The organism is Pseudomonas sp. IPO3749 (genome assembly GCF_013386605.1).
GTDB lineage: Bacteria > Pseudomonadota > Gammaproteobacteria > Pseudomonadales > Pseudomonadaceae > Aquipseudomonas > Aquipseudomonas azotoformans_A.
The window spans coordinates 1-14,413 of the sequence record NZ_JACARN010000057.1; the positions used below are offsets into that span (position 1 = coordinate 1).

A 14,413-nucleotide genomic window follows, 5' to 3' on the forward strand; every position below is an offset into this window, starting at 1 on the left:
TTACGGCGCCTGGCTCACAACGCGGCAATGGCTGCTTGCCGGTCGGCTACCTGGAAACCATTTTATGAGTCGTACCTAGCGCGAGGCCTGGCAAAAACCCAGGCCCTGGTGATCCTCGCTCGCAAGCTGTGTCGAGTGGCATTCGCTCTGATGAAAAACCAGAGCGAATACCAGCCAGATTTAAGGTCGCAGGGTTGTCCTGCAACATAGAATCTCCCACATTCGGTTTTGTGCAGTGGCGGCTAGCGGTGCAGGACGTATTGACCGGTGAAAGCCACTGCTCTTTCCTCACTGCCCTCATTCACAACCCACGTCTCCAGCGTCAACCGCGCGCGGCCATAGCGCTTGTAGGTCGCCAGAAACCGCTTCCATACCTTTTCCTCGGGTGCTGCGCAAATCGCGGTTGCATCCCGCGTGACCGGCAGCGGATAGCTGATCTGCCCTTCCTGAATCACGATATGCCCGTCTTCAATCCCTTCTTCCCGCAACTGCAAGTGCAGCCAGCCCCAACCCGCCAGCACCGCGCCGCAATACAGACTGCCGCCGAACATGGTGCTCTTGTGGTTGATGTTGGCTTGCAAGGGCAGATGCAGTTCCAGCCGCCCCTGTTGCCAGTCGAGCACCTTGAGGCCCATTTCCCGGGTGAGGGGGATGTCGTGGTGAAGGATGGATTCCAGGTAACGGCTGTCGCGGTTCATGGGGGCCTCTTGGCGGGTGGGGGCTGTCATTCGTCGTCGCTGCTTTGGTTGGCGAAGTTCAGGCCATGCTTGCGTAGCTTGTCGTGCAGGGTCTTGCGCGGTACGCCCAGGGCTTCGGCGAGGCTGCGCATGGAGCTGTGGGGACGGGTCAGTTCGGCGGCGATCAGGCTTTTTTCGAACTGCTCGACTTGTTCGCTCAGACCGCCGGGGGTGGAGGTCAGGACACCGGCCGATGGATTGTCCGGCGTATTGTCCAGCGCCAGTTCCAGGCCTAGCGCAAAACGTTCTGCAGCATTCTGTAGCTCACGCACATTGCCCGGCCAGCTATGGCGCAGCAGCAGCGCGCGCTGACCGGGTTGCAGTTCGTGCAGCGGCAAACCGTGGCGGCTGCTGGCCTCATCGGCGAAATGCTGGAACAGCATCAGCGCATCCTCGCCCCGCTCGCGCAGCGGCGGAATACGCAGCGGCGCGACGTTGAGGCGGTAATACAAGTCGGCACGAAAACGGCCCTGATCGGCCGACTGGCGCAGGTCTTCCTTGGTGGCGGCGATGATGCGGATATCCAGCGGGATCAGTTGATTGCCGCCCAGGCGCTCGACCACCCGCTCCTGCAACAGGCGCAAGAGTTTGACTTGCACATCCAGGCTCATGCTTTCGATTTCATCCAGAAACAAGGTGCCTCCGTTGGCGAATTCGAACTTGCCGATACGGCGTTTCTGCGCGCCGGTAAAGGCGCCGGGTTCGTGGCCGAACAGTTCGCTTTCCACCACGGACTCGGCCAAGGCGCCTGCGTTGATCGCCACAAACGGGCCGCTGCGGCGGCTCGACAAATCATGCAGCGCGCGCGCCACCACCTCTTTGCCGGCGCCGGTTTCACCGAGGATCAGCACATCGGCCTTGGTCGCGGCCAGGGCACCGATCTGCTCGCGCAGGCGCAACATTTGCGGCGAGTGGCCGACCAGGCGCGTGCTCAGTTGCTGACGGTCGCTGAGGGCCAGGCGCAGGCTGCGGTTGTCCAGCACCAGGCGGCGCAGGGCCAGGGCGCGGCGCACACTGTCGAGCAGGGCGTCACTGGCGAACGGTTTTTCCAGGAAGTCATAGGCGCCGGCGCGCATAGCTTGCACCGCCAGCGGCACGTCGCCGTGGCCGGTGATCAGCAGCACCGGCAGGTCTGGGTCCTGGCCATGCAGTTCGGCGAGCAGCTCCAAGCCGTCCATGCCGGGCATGCGGATGTCGCTGACCACCACGCCTGGCCAGTCCCGCGACAGGCGCGCGGTGAGGCCGGTGGCTTCGCCCAGGGTCAGGACCTTCAGCCCGGCCAGGTCCAGGGTCTGGCACAGGGCCTGACGCAGGTGTGGATCGTCGTCGATCAACACCACCTGAATCTGGTTATCGATACTCATACACTGCGGTCCTCGGACGGTTGCAGACTGACGCCCGGCGCACCGGCACGCAATTTCAAGGTTAACAGCGCGCCGCCTTCCTTGTGGTTGGCAAACAGCAGTTCGCCGCCAAAGGCACGCATCAGGGTGTCACAGATTGCCAACCCCAAGCCAAGCCCCTGGGTGCGGGTCTTGGTGGTGTAGAACGGCTCGCTGGCGCGGCCCAGGGCCTCCATGCAAAAGCCCGGGCCGTTGTCGCGAATGTACAGGTTGACGCCCTGTTCGGTGGTTTCGGCACTCAGCCAGAGCTTACGCGGCGGGCCTTTTTCGGTGAGGGCGTCGAGGGCGTTGGCCAGCAGGTTGCCCAGCACCTGGCGCAGGCGGGTTTCACCGGCCTGGACCCACAGCGTCGCTTCGGGCAAATCGCGGATCAGCTCGACCTCCATCGACCGCCGCCGCTTGGCCAGCAACGCCAGTGCATCATCCAGGGCCGGTTGCAGGGCCACACTCTCGGGCGCATGGCGGTCGCGGCGGGCAAAGGCGCGCAGGTGGGCGATGATCGAGGCCATGCGCCCGGTCAACTCGCTGATCAGCTTGAGGTTGCCTCGCGCATCGGTGGTGCGTTCATGGTCGAGCAGGATTTCAGCATTCTCTGCATAGCTGCGAATCGCCGCCAGGGGCTGGTTGAGTTCATGGCTGATGCTCGCCGACATGGTGCCCAGTGCCGACAACTTGCCTGCCTGCACCAGGTCATCCTGGGCGCGTACCAATTCCTGCTGGGCGTGTTCACGTTCCAGCACTTCCTGCTTCAGGCGCCGGTTGAGGCCTTCCAGGTCACTGGTCCGCTCGACCACACGCGCTTCCAGCTCGCGACGGGCCTTGGCTTCGAACGCAATGCGTTCCAGGTAATGGCGGCGACGTTGCATCATCAGGCCCAGCAGCAACATCAACACCAACAGCGTAGCGCCGCCCACGGCGACCACCGTGCGCACCGGACGGTTGATCAGCGAACGCGGCGCGAGGATCTCCACGTTCCAGCCGGTTTCGGCGATGGCCGTGGATTGGCGCAGCCAGGCGGTGTTGCTCAGGCTCAGCGGCTGTGGGTCGCGGGTCGGGTAGGGCTGGATGGCGATGATGGCCTGGCGTTCTTCAGCCGTCAGTGGTCGGGTGGCACGGAATCGCCATTGTGGGCGTGAGGTCAGGATCACCACGCCATTGTGGTCGGTGACCAGCAGTTGCTCCGGGGTGTTGCCCCACAGGCTTTCGGTGTGGTCCAGGTCGACCTTGACCACCAGCACGCCGATGATCGTATCGCCATCGCGCACGGCGGCGGCGAAGAAGTAACCGCGCTTGGCCGAGGTGGTGCCCAACCCGAAAAACCGCCCCAGGCGTCCGTCCATGGCTTCGCTGAAATACGGCCGGAACGAGAAATTACGCCCGACGAAGCTGTCTTGCTTGTCCCAATTGGACGCCGCCAGTGTCTTGCCGGTGGTGTCCATCAGGTACATCACCTCCACCCCGGCCTGGGCGGCGACGTCCTTGAGCAGCAGGTTGGCGTTGACCAGGTTGGTGCTCACCCCAGGCGCATCCAGCGCGGTGCGCAAGGCCGGCAAGTCGCCGAGGATCTGCGGCAGCACTTCATAACGGTGCAGGGTCCCGAGCAGGTTGGCCACGTACAGGTCGAGGGTCTGGCGGTTCTGGCCGGCCAGTTCGCTGCGGTAATAACGCTCGGCCAGGTGCTCCAGCGGCCACAGCAGCGGTGCCAGGCACAACGCCAACAAGGCGAGGCTGCGCCAGCGGGGTCTACGCGGGAGGGGTGGAGTCATGGGAGTCGTGCGCCTGTGGGTACAGGCGCATTATGCCTAGTGCTGCTATGCAAGACACTCGCGCAATGCATCTTGCCAGTGTGGCTGGCTGACGTGCCATTGCTGTAGCAGTCTGCTGCAGTCCAGGCGCGAGTTCAGCGGACGCTGGGCGGGTGTCGGATAAGCGCTGGAAGGGATGGGCTCCAGTTCGGCGCAGGCTTTGCCCTGTTCGCGCAGGTGCTCGCCAATGGCCTGGGCAAAACCGAACCATGAGGTCTCCCCTCCGGCGGTCAGGTGATAAATGCCCCATTCTCCCTGTTCGCCTGCTTGCCAGCGCTCGATCAACGCACGCGTGCTGTTGGCAATGCTGCCGGCCCAGGTTGGCGCGCCGATCTGGTCGGCGACGATGCGCATCTGCGGTTTCTCTTGCAGCAGGCGCTGCATGGTCAGCAGGAAGTTCTTGCCGTGGTTGGAGTAGACCCAACTGGTGCGCAGAATGAGATGTTTGCCACCGACGGCCGTAATCGCCTGCTCGCCCGCCAATTTGCTTTGGCCGTAGACGCCCAGCGGGTTTGGCGGGTCGGCTTCGGTGTAGGGGGCCGGCTTGCTGCCGTCGAACACGTAGTCGGTGGAATAGTGGATCAGCAGGATGCCCAGGGTCTTGGCTTCCTCCGCGAGAACGCCAGGGGCAATGGCGTTGATCGCGAAGGCGGCGTCCGGCTCGCTCTCGGCCAGATCGACAGCAGTGTGGGCTGCCGCGTTGATGATCAGGCCTGGACGATGGTTGCGCACTTGCTGGCGAATGTGGTCTACGTTAGCCAGATCAAGCTGGCTGCGGCCCAGAACCACGAGTTCGCCCAGGCCTTGGAGCCGAGTTTGCAGTTCATGGGAGACTTGACCGTGTTGGCCGGTGATGAGGATTTTCAAAGGCGCGGTCATGGAAACAGATCCGCATCTCTGAGGTTTTTGCCGTTTTGATCCTTGGCCGACAAAGTCGGGGCACCGCTGAGTTGCCAGTCGATATTGAGTTCTGGATCATCCCAGCGGATACAGCGTTCGGCAGCGGGCGTGTAGTAGTCGGTGGTCTTGTAGAGGAACTCAGCGTATTCGCTGAGTACCACAAAACCATGGGCAAACCCCGGAGGAATCCAGAGCTGGCGGCTATTGTTCGCCGATAACCGCACCCCTGCCCACTTGCCGAATGCCGGTGAACTGCGGCGGATATCGACCGCTACATCCAATACTTCCCCGGCAGTCACACGCACCAGCTTGCCTTGGGCGTGTTCGACTTGGTAGTGCAGGCCCCGCAACACGCCTCGTTGTGAACGTGAGTGGTTGTCCTGCACAAACTCTTGTTGCAGCCCGGTAGCGTGGGCAAAGTCCCGGGCATTGAAACTCTCATAGAAAAAACCGCGTTCATCGCCAAAAACCTTCGGCTCGATGATCAAAACACCGGGCAACTCAGTGGCGGATACATTCATATGGATTATCCCCTGCGAGGGTGAACAAGTATTGACCATAGCCGGTCTTGCCAAAATATTTGGCCCGTTCCAGCAAGTGCTCACGATCAATCCAGCGATTCTGGTAAGCAATTTCTTCCAGGCATGCCACTTTCAGGCCCTGGCGATGTTCAATGGTTTGCACATACAGCGAGGCTTCCAGCAGGCTGTCGTGGGTGCCGGTATCGAGCCAGGCGAAACCTCGGCCGAAGCGTTCCACATGAAGGTCGCCGCGCTTGAGGTAGGCGTTGTTCACGTCCGTGATCTCCAGCTCGCCGCGGTGCGAGGGCTTGACTGCCTTGGCGATTTCGATCACGTCGTTGTCGTAGAAGTACAGACCGGTCACGGCATAGCGTGACTTCGGCTTGAGAGGCTTTTCTTCGATGGAGAGGGCCCGGCCGTCCTGGTCGAAATCGATCACGCCAAAACGCTCCGGGTCCTTGACCCAGTAGCCGAAAACCGTGGCGCCGGAAGGGCGTTTGGCTGCTGCCCGTAGTTGATCGCCGAAATACGCACCGTGGAAAATGTTATCGCCCAGGATCAGGCAGACAGGGTCAGTGCCTATGAATTCTTCGCCGATGATAAATGCCTGGGCGAGGCCATCGGGAGAGGGCTGCTCCGCATAGCTGAACCGCACGCCAAACTGGCTGCCATCCCCGAGCAGGTTGCGGTACTGGGGCAAATCCACCGGGGTGGAAATTATCAGGATGTCCTTGATGCCCGCCAGCATCAGTACCGAGATCGGGTAGTAGATCATCGGCTTGTCATACACCGGCAGCAATTGCTTGGACACGCCCAGGGTAATGGGGTGCAAACGGGTGCCTGAGCCACCGGCCAATACGATTCCCTTCATCATGCAATCAGATCCTTCATGTCGGTATTGCCCAATCGTTCACCCTGATAACTACCGTCCTGCACCCTGCGGCACCACTCCAGGTTATCGAGGTACCACTGCACCGTCTTGCGTAGACCGGTCTCGAAGGTTTCCTCAGGAACCCAGCCTAGCTCACGTTCGATCTTGCTGGCATCGATTGCATAACGCTGATCGTGGCCTGGGCGATCTTTGACGAACGTGATCAGATCAGTGAATTTCTCGACACCGGCCGGGCGTTGCAGCGCCAATTCTTCCAGCAAGCCGCAGATACCACGGACCACATCGATGTTCTTCTGCTCGTTATGGCCGCCGATATTGTAGGTCTCGCCTACCACACCTTCCGTCACCACTTTGAACAGTGCGCGTGCGTGGTCTTCGACGAAGAGCCAGTCGCGCACCTGCAAACCATCACCATAGACCGGGAGCGGCTTGCCTGCGAGTGCGTTGAGGATTACCAGCGGAATCAGCTTCTCCGGGAAGTGGAACGGCCCGTAATTGTTCGAGCAGTTAGTCAACAATACCGGCAGGCCATAGGTTCGATGCCATGCGCGCACGAGATGATCGGACGCTGCCTTGCTTGCAGAGTACGGCGAGCTGGGCGCGTAGGGAGTGTTTTCGGTGAACAGGTCATTCACGCCGTGCAGGTCACCGTACACCTCGTCGGTGGAGATGTGGTGGAAGCGGAATGCGCTTTTGGCCGGTTCTGCCAACCTGTGCCAATAAGCGCGGGCAGCTTCCAGCAAACTGTAGGTGCCGACAATATTGGTCTGGATAAAGTCCGATGGCCCGTCAATTGAACGGTCGACATGGGATTCGGCCGCCAAGTGCATGATCGCCTGGGGCTCAAAACGCTCCAGTACGGCGCTGACAGTGGCCTGGTCGATGATGTCGGCCTGGACAAACTCATAACGACTGCTGGACGCGATGCTGGTCAGCGATTCCAGATTGCCCGCGTAGGTGAGTTTGTCCAAGTTGAGCACTTCGTGCTCGGTGTGTTGAATCAAATGACGGATGAGGGCGGAGCCTATAAACCCAGCGCCGCCGGTGATGAGAATGCGCATGTCGGGGGCCTTTTCCTTAGACAGACATTAAGCGAATGAAGCATAGCTTGAGTTGTGCGGTGAGGTGGTGCAAGCGCGGCATGCCTCAGGGGTTGCCTAATCCCCCTGAACAATGGCGATATACACGCCTAAAAAAGCCGAGGCCAACCCCATGCTGCTCGCCACCCTGATCCATCGCGCCAGTCTACCCTGCCCGCAAGTAGGCCCCGACCAGGCGGCTCAACTGCTTGAGCAGCATTACGGCCTTACTGGCACTTTGCAATCATTGGGCAGCCAACAAGACCTCAACTACAAAGTCGACAGCCCTCGCGGTCGGTTTGTTCTGAAAATCTGTCGAGGTGACTACGCTGCCGTTGAACTGCACGCCCAACACGCCGCACTCAATAGCCTGCAGGCTGTACGCGTACCCAAGGTCATCAAGTCTTTGACAGGAGAGGAGTTGTTGACCCTGACCCTCGACGGCCAGACCCTGCATGTACGAGTACTCGATTATATCGATGGCCAGCCGTTGACCCATCTGCCGCACCTGGGGCGCAGGGTGATCGCCGGATTTGGTGACCTGTGTGGGCGCATGAGCCAGGCGCTGGCGCGGTTCGAGCATCCGGGACTGGACCGCACGCTGCAATGGGACCCACGCCACGCGCAGGCTTTGATCACGCATCTGCTGGCGACGCTGGACAATCTTGCGCACCGCCCGGCATTGGAGCAAGTGGCCGAGCAGGTCGAAAAGCGTATCCGCCCCCTGGCCGATCACCTGCCGTGGCAAGCAGTGCATATGGACATCACCGACGACAACGTGGTGTGGCAACGTGATGCTCAACGTCATTGGCAACTTCAAGGCGTGATCGATTTTGGTGACCTCGTGCACACCTGGCGCATTGCCGATCTGTCGGTGACTTGTGCGGCATTGCTGCACCACGCCGACGGCGATCCCTTTGCAATCTTGCCGGCGATCCAGGCGTGCCACGCGGTGACGCCGTTGCAGCACGAAGAATTACAGGTGCTGTGGCCGCTGATCGTCGCCCGTGCGGCGGTGCTGGTGTTGAGCAGTGAGCAGCAGCAACGCCTGGATCTGGATAACAGTTACCTGCTGAAAAACGCCGAGCATGAGTGGGAAATCTTCCACGTGGCGACGTCAGTGCCGTTTGAGTTGATGGAGGCGGCGATTCTGGGGTGTGTCGGTCTGGCGCCCGCACCGATCGCCAGCCAGGGTTTTGCGCCCTTGTTGCCGGGTTTGGTAGGGCGCGAGTTCGCGTTGATCGACCTGGGCGTCCTCAGCCCGCATTTTGAGGCTGGAAACTGGGAGCAGCCCGGCATTGATCAGCGCCTGTTACAGGAAGCAGCGGCGGTGCATGGCCTGGCGGCGAGTCGCTATGGGCAATACCGTTTGTCGCGTACCGAGCCCGACAGCGCGAATGAGCCAGAGACGTTCCCGCTGCATGTCGAACTGCACGTGCCGTTGGGTACCTCCGTCGAAGCACCATTTGCGGGTGTTGTGCAAACGGACGCCCACGGTGAGCTGCAGGTACACAGTAGCGAGGCACGCGTGCGGCTATGGGGCGTTAAAGCACAGTTGCAGCCAGGTGCTGCGGTGCTGAAGGGTCAGGTGATCGGCGAGGTCGAAGGCCCGCTCACCGTGCAGCTATGCCGTGCTGATGTACCCGCACCGCTGTTCTGCACACCGTCCCGTGCACAGGCTTGGCAAACGCTGTGCCCATCGCCGGCCGCGTTGCTGGGACTGGCCTGCGATGCCGAGCCCGAGCTGGACCCCGAGGCCCTGCTGGCCCGTCGCGACGCCAGTTTCGCCCGTTCGCAAAAGCATTATTACGTCGACCCGCCGCGTATCGAGCGTGGCTGGCGCAACCACCTGATCGACATGCAGGGCCGTTCCTACCTGGACATGCTCAACAACGTCGCAGTGTTGGGCCACGGCCACCCGCGCATGGCGGCGGTGGCGGCGCGGCAGTGGTCGTTGCTCAATACCAACTCCCGTTTCCACTACGCGGCGATTGCCGAGTTTTCCGAGCGCTTACTGGCGCTGGCGCCTGAGGGCATGGACCGGGTATTCCTGGTCAACAGCGGCACTGAGGCCAATGACCTGGCGATCCGCCTGGCCTGGGCCTACAGCGGCGGGCGCGACATGCTCAGCGTGTTGGAGGCTTACCATGGCTGGTCGGTGGCGGCGGACGCGGTGTCCACCTCGATTGCCGATAACCCTCAGGCATTGAGCAGCCGCCCGGACTGGGTGCACCCGGTGACTGCGCCCAATACCTATCGCGGCGAGTTCCGTGGACAGGACAGTGCGCCGGATTACGTAAGAAGCGTGGAACACAACCTGGCGAAAATCGCCGCGGGCAAACGCCAACTGGCGGGTTTCATCTGCGAGCCGGTGTATGGCAATGCCGGTGGTATCTCGTTGCCGCCGGGCTATTTGCAGCAGGTGTATGGACTTGTCCGCGCCCAGGGCGGCGTGTGCATCGCCGATGAAGTGCAAGTGGGTTACGGCCGGATGGGGCATTTCTTCTGGGGCTTCGAAGAACAGGGCGTGGTGCCCGACATCATCACCATGGCCAAGGGCATGGGCAATGGCCAGCCGCTGGGCGCGGTGATTACCCGGCGTGAAATCGCCGAGGCGCTGGAGGCTGAAGGGTATTTCTTCTCATCGTCGGGCGGCAGCCCAGTGAGTTGCCGCATTGGCATGGCGGTGCTGGATGTGATGGAAGAGGAAAATCTATGGGAAAACGCCCAGGTAGTTGGCGGGCATTTCAAGGCAAGGTTGGAGGAACTGATTGATCGTCATCCATTAGTCGGTGCCGTCCATGGTTCCGGTTTTTACCTCGGACTGGAGTTGGTACGCGACCGGCAAACCCTGGAACCCGCCACCGAAGAAACCACGTTGCTGTGTGATCGCCTGCGGGAGCTGGGGATTTTCATGCAGCCCACGGGTGATTATTTGAACATCCTCAAGATCAAGCCGCCGATGGTCACCTCCCGGCGTAGCGTGGATTTTTTCGTCGACATGCTGTCGAAGGTGCTCGATGAGCAACTGTGATTAATCGATTGTTATCGGCTAACTATTGTAATATTCACCCGCTATCATCTTATGTAGCTTCTAAAGCCGATTTTTATCCGTTATAAAGTCGGCCTTCACCCCCATTCGGAGTCCTGATCGCCATGACCACCCTGCACAGCACCCCCCGCGCCGATGGCTTCCACATGCCTGCCGAATGGGCGCCACAGACCCAGGCCTGGATGATCTGGCCGGAGCGCCCGGACAACTGGCGCCTGGGTGGCAAACCCGCGCAGGCCGCTCATGTGGCGGTGGCCAAGGCCATTGCGCGTTTTGAGCCGGTCACCGTGGCAGTTTCCGCCGGTCAATACGAAAACGCCCGCGCACGCCTGGATGTGCCGAATATCCGCGTGGTCGAGATGTCCAGCGATGACGCCTGGGTGCGCGACACCGGCCCAACCTTCGTGATCAACAACACTGGCGAAGTGCGCGGCGTGAACTGGGACTTCAACGCCTGGGGCGGTTTTGATGGCGGCTTGTATTCGCCGTGGAACCGCGACTCGCAGGTCGGCGGCAAGATCCTCGAAATCGAACGCGCACCGCGCTATCGCACCGAAGGCTTTGTGCTGGAAGGCGGCTCGATCCATGTCGACGGCGAAGGCACCCTGATCACCACTGAAGAATGCCTGCTCAACCGCAATCGCAACCCACACCTCGGTCGTGCCGAGATCGAAGCCGTGCTGAGTGCCAACCTGGCTGTGGATAAAATCATCTGGCTGCCGGACGGTCTGTTCAACGACGAAACCGACGGCCATGTGGATAACTTCTGCTGCTACGTGCGCCCAGGCGAAGTGCTGCTGGCCTGGACCGACGACCCGCAAGACCCGAACTACGCGCGTTGCCACGCCGCCATGGACGTGCTGCAAAGCAGCACCGACGCCCAGGGACGCCCGTTCACAGTGCATAAAATGCCGATCCCTGGCCCGCTGTACGCGACCGAGGAAGAATGCGCGGGCGTCGACCCGGTTGACGGCAGCCAGGAGCGCAATCCGACCGTGCGGTTGGCCGGTTCCTACGTCAACTTCCTGATCGTCAACGGCGGCATCATCGCGCCGAGCTTTGACGACCCGCTGGACAGCCAGGCCAAGGCCATCCTGCAGGACCTGTTCCCGCAGCATGAAGTGGTGATGGTGCCGGGCCGCGAACTGTTACTGGGTGGCGGCAATATCCATTGCCTGACCCAACAGCAGCCAGCGCCGCACAAAAATTGAGTGCGGTTGTAACATCGCTATGAGGACGAACCGGCGCTGATCGGTTCAGGTGTCCACAACAAGCCCGCGACCCAGACAGGTCGCGGGCTTTTTTGTGTCCAAACGCCTATGGGCCCGAGACATTGGCATAGCTCTTGTATCGCCGTTGTGACAGTAGCTCAGGGTCATGACTGCGCAGTTCTGTCATAAACCTTGAGTAAGTTAGCCGCTCACGCAGTAGGAGAGAGCGCTGAAATGAATGCCGATATCAACCTGATGTACACGCGCACGTTCCACCCTTTGCGGGTGAACGGCGACGCGATCCATGCGCTGGCGCTCTGGTTGAAGGAAAACGGCTCGCGGCAGATCAGGCAACCGACTGACTTGCGCAGCGTGATGAGTGAACGTTACCCGGCGGGGTTGTTCAGTGAGGATGAAGTGCACGCGCTGTGTGAGTTAATGAATAACTAAAGGAACACCGAAATCAAATGTGGGAGCAGGCAAGCCAGCTCCCACACGGACCGCGTTCTTCAGAAGCTGTAGGTACCTGTCACCACCAGGCTACGCGGCTCACCTGGCTGAATCTGCGCCACACTGGTCGCCGATGCGTAGTAATTTTTGTCCGCGATATTGTTCAGCGCCGCCCTCACGTCCCATTCCTTCTGCCGGAACCCGGCCAGCGCATCCCAACGGCCATAACCCGGCAACACCACGGTGTTGAGGCTGTCGGCATAACGGTCGCCCACCAGCGTCAGGCCGGTTTCCGCGTACCAGCCCATTTCCGGCTTCCAGGTGATGAACAGGCTGGCATTGCGCTTGGCCACATCGCTGACGCGCTTACCTTCGAAGCCGTTGTTGTCCTTCTCGACCTTGGCATCCTGCAGGCCGACACCGCCGCGTACATACCAATTGCCAACGAGCTTGCCGGTGGCGGTCAGCTCCACGCCCCGTGAGCGCTGCAAGCCGCTGAGCAGGGTGATGGTGCGGTCCAGCGGGTCGCTGGTGCGGCGGTTGTAGAGTTCCAGTTCGTACACCGCCAGGGTGGTGCTCAGGCGGTCGTCGAGCCAGTCGCTCTTGACCCCGATTTCCTTCTGCTTGGTCAGCTCGGGGCTCAGGTCGTTGACGCTGCCGGCAGCATTCGGGGTGATACCGATCAAGCCGCCGCCCGCAGGCGAGAATGTCTTGCTCCACGACGCGTAGAACGAGTGGTGCTCCAGTGGCGTCCACACCAGGCCGAAACGCGGGCTGGTGCTGTGGCTTTTGACAGCCTGCTGGGCGTGGGTCAGCTTGTTCTTGGTGTCGACTTCGAAGCGGTCATAACGCAGGCCTGCCAGGACTTGCCATTGATCATTCAGGCGCAGTTGCTCCTGTACATAAAGTGCGCGGCTTTCGACTTCGGTGTGATTGTTGCTCGACACGCTCATACGGCCGGTGTGGCTGAGGTTACGGTTGGGCTGGTTGAGGTCCAGGCTCGGCACGGCCTGGCCGCCTCGGCTGACGGCAGTGGCGGTATACAGCTTCGGATCGCGGCGCTGGCTGCCCAGTTCGAGGCCGGTGAGCAGGCGGTGCTCCAGGCCGTAGGTGCTGAAGCCACCTTCGAGCTCAACGTTGTTGAAGATATTGAGAGTGGTGAGGTCTTGCTGCCAGCGTTGGCGTGTGACGCTGTTGTTCGCCGGCACGTAGGCGGTTTGGTAGGTGTTGTCGAAATCACTGTCGAGCTTGAACACACCGAGTGTCTGGCGCAGTTGCCAGTTGTCGTTGAGTTCATAAGCCAGTTTGGAGCGCAGCGACTGGGATTTGTCGTCAATGTAGTCGCGGTTATCAAAGTAGGTGGTGCTGCGGCTTACGTCTGCTGGTCGGCCGTTGACGCCGGGAATGCCTCGGTCTGGCGTGCGGTTGTAGCGGCTGTATTCATATTGCACCAGCCAGTTCAGGTCGGGCGTGAGTTGCCAGCTCATGGACGGTGCGAACAACTGGCGATTGCCACTGACGCCGTCGCGGAAGCTGTTGTTGTCCTGGTTGCCCATGTTCAGGCGCAGGCTGATGTTATCGGTGGGGTCGGTGCTGAGGTCGGCGTACAAACTGCGCAAGTCGTTGCTGCCGCCTTGTGCCTCGATACTCGATTTATGCCCGGCCATAGGCAGTTTGCTCACGCGGTTGACGATCCCTCCCTGACCGCCTCGCCCGTAAAGCACAGCTGCTGGTCCCTTGAGCACTTCGATGCGCTCGATGTTGTGCAGGTCGCGCACATATTGGCTGTCGTCGCGAATGCCATCCAGATAGAAGTCGTTGCTCGCGTCGAAACCGCGGATGCGCAAGCTGTCGAAGCGCGTGTCAGCGCCGCTGCTGACGTTGGGAATGCCGCTCAACGCCTGGCCCAGGTCATTGGTGCCGTAGGACCGCAGGCTTTCGGTCTTTACCGAGTCGATCGCCTGGGGCACATAACGCACGGGTGTGGCGGTGCGAGTGGCGGTGCTGGTTTCCTTGACGCGCGGATCGTCTTCGTCAGCTTCGGCGCTGATCGACGTTTCGGGCAAAGTCGTGGCCGCACAGGCAAAACCGGCAGACAGCAGAACAGAAAGCCCAAGGGTGATGGGCGTCAGGCGAGGGGCAGGCATGGAGAAATGTATCCGAATTGTTTGGGAGGAAATTGCGCGTTAATGGTAATGCTTTGCATTTGCGCGCGTTATCCGTTATCAAACGTATCGGCTTTGAAATGTGTTACTAGATGTGTTTTTTGCCGTTTTGGATGCGGTTTCTTGTCGCTAACAGAACCGCTGTAGGCGCTTGCTTAGAATTATTTCGCCTAAATACAGACGATTCGCGAAATTGAC

11 protein-coding genes and 1 pseudogene are annotated in these 14,413 nt (G+C 60.8%); 4 read left to right on the forward strand and 8 right to left on the reverse strand.

Features of this window, described 5'->3' with window-relative positions:
• Positions 1–210 (forward strand): annotated as a pseudogene (locus tag HX812_RS32155) (IS110 family transposase); the annotation flags it as partial.
• 32 nt (positions 211–242) lie between these two features.
• Here HX812_RS32155 and HX812_RS21705 read toward each other — a convergent pair.
• The 7 genes from HX812_RS21705 to rfbB are packed head-to-tail and all read right to left on the reverse strand — an operon-like array spanning position 243 to position 7,319.
• Positions 243–698 (reverse strand): YiiD C-terminal domain-containing protein, encoded by a 456-nt coding sequence (locus HX812_RS21705; protein ID WP_038842151.1) that lies wholly within the window; start codon positions 696–698, stop codon positions 243–245.
• Positions 699–724: 26 nt separating this feature from the next.
• Positions 725–2,101 (reverse strand): sigma-54 dependent transcriptional regulator, encoded by a 1,377-nt coding sequence (locus HX812_RS21710; RefSeq protein WP_033898710.1) that lies wholly within the window; start codon positions 2,099–2,101, stop codon positions 725–727.
• On the reverse strand, positions 2,098–3,906 hold the full coding sequence (locus tag HX812_RS21715; protein WP_033898706.1) for an ATP-binding protein: 1,809 nt from the start codon (positions 3,904–3,906) through the stop codon (positions 2,098–2,100). Before HX812_RS21715 ends, HX812_RS21710 begins: the two co-directional genes overlap by 4 nt.
• Before the next feature lie 45 nt (positions 3,907–3,951).
• Positions 3,952–4,824: a dTDP-4-dehydrorhamnose reductase gene (gene rfbD / locus HX812_RS21720; RefSeq protein WP_038842147.1), complete on the reverse strand. Its 873-nt coding sequence runs from the start codon at positions 4,822–4,824 to the stop codon at positions 3,952–3,954.
• Positions 4,821–5,366, reverse strand: a complete 546-nt coding sequence (rfbC, locus tag HX812_RS21725) for a dTDP-4-dehydrorhamnose 3,5-epimerase (protein WP_038842144.1) — start codon at positions 5,364–5,366, stop codon at positions 4,821–4,823. Before rfbC ends, rfbD begins: the two co-directional genes overlap by 4 nt.
• Positions 5,347–6,240, reverse strand: a complete 894-nt coding sequence (rfbA, locus tag HX812_RS21730) for a glucose-1-phosphate thymidylyltransferase RfbA (RefSeq protein WP_038842142.1) — start codon at positions 6,238–6,240, stop codon at positions 5,347–5,349. Before rfbA ends, rfbC begins: the two co-directional genes overlap by 20 nt.
• Complete coding sequence (gene rfbB, locus HX812_RS21735; protein WP_038842140.1) at positions 6,237–7,319, reverse strand: dTDP-glucose 4,6-dehydratase; 1,083 nt, start codon at positions 7,317–7,319, stop codon at positions 6,237–6,239. Before rfbB ends, rfbA begins: the two co-directional genes overlap by 4 nt.
• Before the next feature lie 151 nt (positions 7,320–7,470).
• On the opposite strand from rfbB, the gene HX812_RS21740 reads away from it, so the two are divergent.
• The 3 genes from HX812_RS21740 (at position 7,471) to HX812_RS21750 (ending at position 12,050) form a co-directional block, all read left to right on the forward strand.
• The gene (locus HX812_RS21740; RefSeq protein ID WP_038842138.1) at positions 7,471–10,371 is read left to right on the forward strand and encodes an aminotransferase; all 2,901 of its coding nucleotides are present in this window, start codon (positions 7,471–7,473) and stop codon (positions 10,369–10,371) included.
• 122 nt (positions 10,372–10,493) lie between these two features.
• The gene (aguA, locus tag HX812_RS21745) at positions 10,494–11,600 is read left to right on the forward strand and encodes an agmatine deiminase (RefSeq protein WP_038842136.1); all 1,107 of its coding nucleotides are present in this window, start codon (positions 10,494–10,496) and stop codon (positions 11,598–11,600) included.
• A gap of 234 nt (positions 11,601–11,834) precedes the next feature.
• Entirely contained in the window at positions 11,835–12,050 is a 216-nt protein-coding gene (locus HX812_RS21750) for a hypothetical protein (protein WP_038842134.1), read from the forward strand.
• Between the two features lie 59 nt (positions 12,051–12,109).
• On the opposite strand, the gene HX812_RS21755 is transcribed toward HX812_RS21750, so the two are convergent.
• Entirely contained in the window at positions 12,110–14,197 is a 2,088-nt protein-coding gene (locus HX812_RS21755) for a TonB-dependent siderophore receptor (RefSeq protein WP_038842132.1), read from the reverse strand.
• Between the last annotated feature and the right edge of the window lie 216 nt (positions 14,198–14,413).

Excerpts from the sequence above, each read along its gene's own strand:
- rfbD (WP_038842147.1), bottom strand. The coding sequence starts at position 4,824 with ATGACCGCGCCTTTGAAAATCCTCATCACCGGCCAACACGGTCAAGTC.
- rfbB (WP_038842140.1), bottom strand. The coding sequence starts at position 7,319 with ATGCGCATTCTCATCACCGGCGGCGCTGGGTTTATAGGCTCCGCCCTC.
- rfbA (WP_038842142.1), bottom strand. The coding sequence starts at position 6,240 with ATGATGAAGGGAATCGTATTGGCCGGTGGCTCAGGCACCCGTTTGCAC.
- HX812_RS21705 (WP_038842151.1), bottom strand. The coding sequence starts at position 698 with ATGAACCGCGACAGCCGTTACCTGGAATCCATCCTTCACCACGACATC.
- aguA (WP_038842136.1), top strand. The coding sequence starts at position 10,494 with ATGACCACCCTGCACAGCACCCCCCGCGCCGATGGCTTCCACATGCCT.
- HX812_RS21710 (WP_033898710.1), bottom strand. The coding sequence starts at position 2,101 with ATGAGTATCGATAACCAGATTCAGGTGGTGTTGATCGACGACGATCCA.
- HX812_RS21750 (WP_038842134.1), top strand. The coding sequence starts at position 11,835 with ATGAATGCCGATATCAACCTGATGTACACGCGCACGTTCCACCCTTTG.
- HX812_RS21755 (WP_038842132.1), bottom strand. The coding sequence starts at position 14,197 with ATGCCTGCCCCTCGCCTGACGCCCATCACCCTTGGGCTTTCTGTTCTG.
- HX812_RS21715 (WP_033898706.1), bottom strand. The coding sequence starts at position 3,906 with ATGACTCCACCCCTCCCGCGTAGACCCCGCTGGCGCAGCCTCGCCTTG.
- rfbC (WP_038842144.1), bottom strand. The coding sequence starts at position 5,366 with ATGAATGTATCCGCCACTGAGTTGCCCGGTGTTTTGATCATCGAGCCG.
- HX812_RS21740 (WP_038842138.1), top strand. The coding sequence starts at position 7,471 with ATGCTGCTCGCCACCCTGATCCATCGCGCCAGTCTACCCTGCCCGCAA.